Origin of the sequence: Anabaena sp. CA = ATCC 33047, from assembly GCF_963870205.1 — a bacterium.
Classification (GTDB): Bacteria; Cyanobacteriota; Cyanobacteriia; order Cyanobacteriales; family Nostocaceae; genus Trichormus.
Map to the genome: position 1 here is coordinate 1 of NZ_CAWMSA010000034.1, position 4,460 is coordinate 4,460.

Here is a 4,460-nt window from a genome sequence, read left to right on the forward strand (position 1 = left end):
CCACTTTCTGCGTCATCGCTAGATCATCCCCGCTCTGAAATTATTCAATTGTTTCAACTTCAGGCAAAGCGTTACTCCTTAGTACGTTTTGCCTACATTTTTATGTGTTGTCAGTTTTCCTCCTGTTTTACTTATTAGCCAGCTTAATCTTACAAAACTTCGTGTCTTTTCGCATCTAGCAAGATTCTGATTGTGTACTTTTGTTACCTCCTTATCTATTAATGGTTGTTCTTTCTCAAGCTGCCTCTGGTGTAGTTGTTGTCTCCACCTTGGGTTTGCGCTCGAAAACTTGTATGTTGGGTTCACCTAAGACGAACCCATCTTCAGTTGACTGACCGATTTTACCAGTGATTGCTGCTACCCACTGAGGATTATTGGTAGCAGCGTCGGTCAGTTTCTGCCATATTTTAGGTTTAACTTTGACAGTAATGATGCGCCCGTCACAATCGATATCAAACTGTTGCCAATTGTTTTCTACTGTTCTGGCTTCAGGTAGTTCGTTGATTTTAATTTTTACTTCTAATTTTCCTTTTATCATATTTACATCTGTCATGATGCGATTGCTATTGGCGACGAAGTAGAAGGCTGTACTAACCCCAATGGGTCGGTTTTAATATATTTTTTAATTACTGGTTGTAAATTAAAGCTTATTTCGTTTGTGTCTGGGTCTTTATAGCTTTCAATTAACGATTGTGTCTCAAGTTTTTCTAATGCTTTAATCAACTCTAAAGTTGATGCTTTTGTTGTTTGTTTATGCTTCATATCATTTAATAATTTGTTGAATTGCACTGGTTTTGAGTGAGAAATTATTTCTTCTGCTATGTAAATTAGGATTTCTCGCTGAAGTTGATTCAATAATTGCCCAAACATTTCATTGAGCATTGTTTCAAATTTGCTACTAATAAGAGTAGTTTGGTTTTGAAAGAACTTTTCTGTACTCCCAGCAAAAAAATGGTTAATTCGATGGGCGACTGCTTTTAATTCTGAAGGATTACCACGATAGGTTTCAATTAAATCATGGTAATTTTTTTGAGAAGTTAATCCTTGTTCAGATAAAAACTTAATTGCTGAGTCTGTATCTAAGCCTTCAATTTTGAGAAAATCAATAGGTCTGTCAGATTCTATCATGTTCTCAATTTCCAACGGTAAAATGCGGCTAGTTAACAATAAACAACTTTTGTCTAGTTCCTCTATAAATCTACGAAAGAACAGACTGTATTCTAGCCGTTGATTCAAGTCAGTTGTTTTAAGTAAAGAGTCATATTCATCAAGCACTAGTAAATAAGAGTGTGATTGCATTTGCTTAATCAGCACAGAAATCATTGCTTGATTATACTGAGGTAATTCGTCAGAATACGTTTCCCAAGGTTGGATTAGTTCTATTAATCCAGAAATTAGTTCTGGAAATGATGGTGCATGGGCTACTGATTTCCAAATTAAATAATCAAATTTGGGTTGAGCATCCATACTGATCTCTGATAATAACTTTGCAGCTAATGCGCTTTTACCAATTCCTGCTACCCCTATTAGCGCGATACAACGCTGCTGATTTACTATTTCTTTCAAACGAGATAATTCTTTTTTGCGTCCATAGAATGTAGATAAATCGGGTAAGTTGCGACCAAGAATTTTTATGCTCCTCGAAGAAAACATATTCTCAGTACCTGACAAAGATTGGGCATGATTATTCTTTGTAAGTCGCTCTAAAAATAATCGCAGTTTTTTCTTGGTTACTCGTTCACCATTGCCAATTGTTTTTGAGAGTGTATCCCATAATCTAGCACCTACCACCCGTTGTAAGTAATTGAGGGTATATGTGGACTTATCTGCTATTTGTTCGTAGTCAAGATTATGCCACGCTCCTTTCATGACTATGATTTCAGCTTCAGATAGGTGTTTACCCCTTTCGGCGAGTATTAGATCATTAACTACTGCCAAAGCTTCATCAAAAGTTACACTTTCCAGATTGTCTTGTTCTGTAAGGCTTTGTTTTTGAGAAACAAAGGAGAGAAGTTTTTGCGAATCCAGTCTCTTGCCGAACGTAGAATCCATATCTATATCCACCGATGTTGCATCAAATGCCCATGTGATATTCTCACAGGCTAGGACTGAGGTTTTTAGGGTCAGTGCATTACTTACTACGAATATTACTATACCAGGGAAAATAAAGCTACTATCGGAAAAAGTAATAATGAAATAGAAAAGTAATATCCAAAAGGCAGTTAGGCTAGACTAGCCCTCATGGTGTGAGGCTATGATCATTGAACACCCCCAGGAGACTCCCGCCACATCCGTTAAGGATTGGCAGTGAGAGCAATGGGGGCGAGGGAGGAGTTTCACCCCTGAGTCAAATTCTCGCTTTGCGGCAACAGTAGCAAAAATTTTGACCCAGAAGTTTAACTCACTTCCTACCCTAGCCCACTTCATGACAATATCTATTTTTCGGGCTACGTTCATTTTGTGTAGCTGATAAAGTTGGATGGCAGCTACCTACCAAAAAGGATTTTTTAATAATGTGAGTTACTGTATCAATCCCCTTTGCGCTCATCGCCAAAATCCTGGCAACGTTGAAACTTGTCTTTCTTGTGGTACTGCGCTGCTGATTAACAAACGGATTCGCCTTATTAAGCCCTTGAAAGCACTTACGGATGATCCTTATAACTATTTCGATGTTTTTGAAGTAGATGATGCCGGTACTAGGTGGCATCCAGTCCGTGAAAGGCGGGTGATGAAAGTGCTGAAATGGAACTCACCTAAACTGCGTAAGTTGATTGAGATAGAGTCTATTACTTTACAAGTTCTCAGACATCGAAATATTCCTAAAAGTACCGTAGATGATTTTTTCACTTTTGTTCCCCAAAATAGCCCTCTAGAACTATGCTGCCTAGTAATGAATCGGTTTGAAGGGATAGATTTGGAGAAATGGATAGAACAGAATAGGGCTGTTTCTCAATCTCTAGCATTGGAATGGCTTAAGCAGTTAACTGATATTCTTGATACAGTACATCGGAGTGAATTTTTCCACAGAGATATTAAACCTTCAAATATAATTCTTCAGCCAAATGGTCAGCTAGCATTAATTGATTTTGGAACTGCTCGGCGGATTACTAATACTTATTTAGCCAAAGTCAGTGCAAGTGGTGGAACTGAGGCAGGTAGGGGGGGACGCTATGAAATTACATCTGTTGTCACACCTCGTTACACGCCATTAGAACAAATTGAAGGACAGGCAGTACCACAGTCAGATTTTTTTGCGTTGGGTCGCACTTTTGTGCAATTAGTAACTGGTCATCAACTGACAGATTTGCCCAAGGATGAACGAACAGGAAGGCTAATCTGGCGTAATAAAGCACCGCAGATTGACAAACCCTTGGCTGACTTCCTAGATGAACTCATGTCTCATTTTCCAGGGCAACGTCCGCAAACTACGCGAGTAATTTTACAGCGATTAGAACGGCTACCGTTGCAATCAAAAATCAACCGATTAGTTAAATCCCCATTATTTCAAGTTGCCGCAGTCATTGGGGTCGGTTTAAGCTTATTTGGATTGTATAATGTATCACGCCCTGTAATAGCAGAGTATTTATTAAATCAAGGGAAGAAGGCTCAACAAGAAAATCGATTCGAGGATGCTAAAAGCGACTTCCACAAAGCAGTTAGCATTAAACCGGATATAGCAAAATTAGTATCTGACTTTTACTTTGAACAGGCAGAACGACGGAATATTTCTCTTGAAAATGCCAAAAAATACTATGAACTAGCTATTAAATTTAATCCCCAAAATGATGTAGCATATAATAATTTAGCATTATTGTGCCAAAGACTACAAGATTTTGATTGTGTTGATAAGAGTTATGCAGCACTGTTCCAATTAAAACCTAATAGTTGGGAGGCTCATTATGGTTTAGGAAATTTTTATGATGATTTAGGTAAATATGACTTGGCAGCAAACCAATATAAATTAGCTATCAAAAATAGTGAATTGGCTTTAGATGCAGTAAGCAATTTAGCAAGAATTCAAAATTTACAAGGAAAATATGATGAAGCTATTAATACAGCTAAAGAAGGGTTAAAAAAAGCTAAAGAACCTGAACTAAAAGCAGCTTTGTATAAGAGTATAGGTTGGGCGAGATTTGAACAGAAAAAATATAAAGAAGCAAAAATAAATTTAGAAAAAGCAAAAGAATTAGACTTTAAAAGGACTGATACTTATTGTTTATTAGCACAAGTACAAGAAGCTGTAAATGAAGTTAATGCTGCGAGAATATCATGGGAAGTATGCTTAATTGTGGATTCTAATCTGCCGGAAGTTCAACGTTGGCGATTACAAATATTAAAGAGATTATTAGGAGATGTTGTGCCAGAGTGATGAAATTTATCTACCAGAATACAGGAGTCAGGAGTGAGAATTCAGCTTGGGAATTCTGTACGGCTGGCGGATGAATAATCGGGTTTAAGAC

The 4,460-nt window shown here is 37.5% G+C and carries 3 protein-coding genes; 1 reads left to right on the forward strand and 2 read right to left on the reverse strand.

What is annotated here, in order from left to right; translation table 11 throughout:
* Positions 1 to 235 precede the first annotated feature (235 nt).
* Together AACS98_RS07530 and AACS98_RS07535 are read right to left on the reverse strand one after the other, a co-directional pair.
* A complete protein-coding gene (locus AACS98_RS07530) occupies positions 236 to 553 on the reverse strand; it encodes a fertility inhibition FinO-like protein (RefSeq protein WP_232317125.1) in 318 nt (105 codons plus the stop codon).
* Positions 550 to 2,064: an NACHT domain-containing protein gene (locus tag AACS98_RS07535; protein ID WP_157087497.1), complete on the reverse strand. Its 1,515-nt coding sequence runs from the start codon at positions 2,062 to 2,064 to the stop codon at positions 550 to 552. The genes AACS98_RS07530 and AACS98_RS07535 overlap by 4 nt, the downstream gene beginning before the upstream one ends.
* Before the next feature lie 415 nt (positions 2,065 to 2,479).
* Here AACS98_RS07535 and AACS98_RS07540 point away from each other — a divergent pair, with 415 nt between their 5' ends.
* Positions 2,480 to 4,369: a protein kinase family protein gene (locus AACS98_RS07540; protein WP_084386885.1), complete on the forward strand. Its 1,890-nt coding sequence runs from the start codon at positions 2,480 to 2,482 to the stop codon at positions 4,367 to 4,369.
* Positions 4,370 to 4,460: the final 91 nt, after the last annotated feature.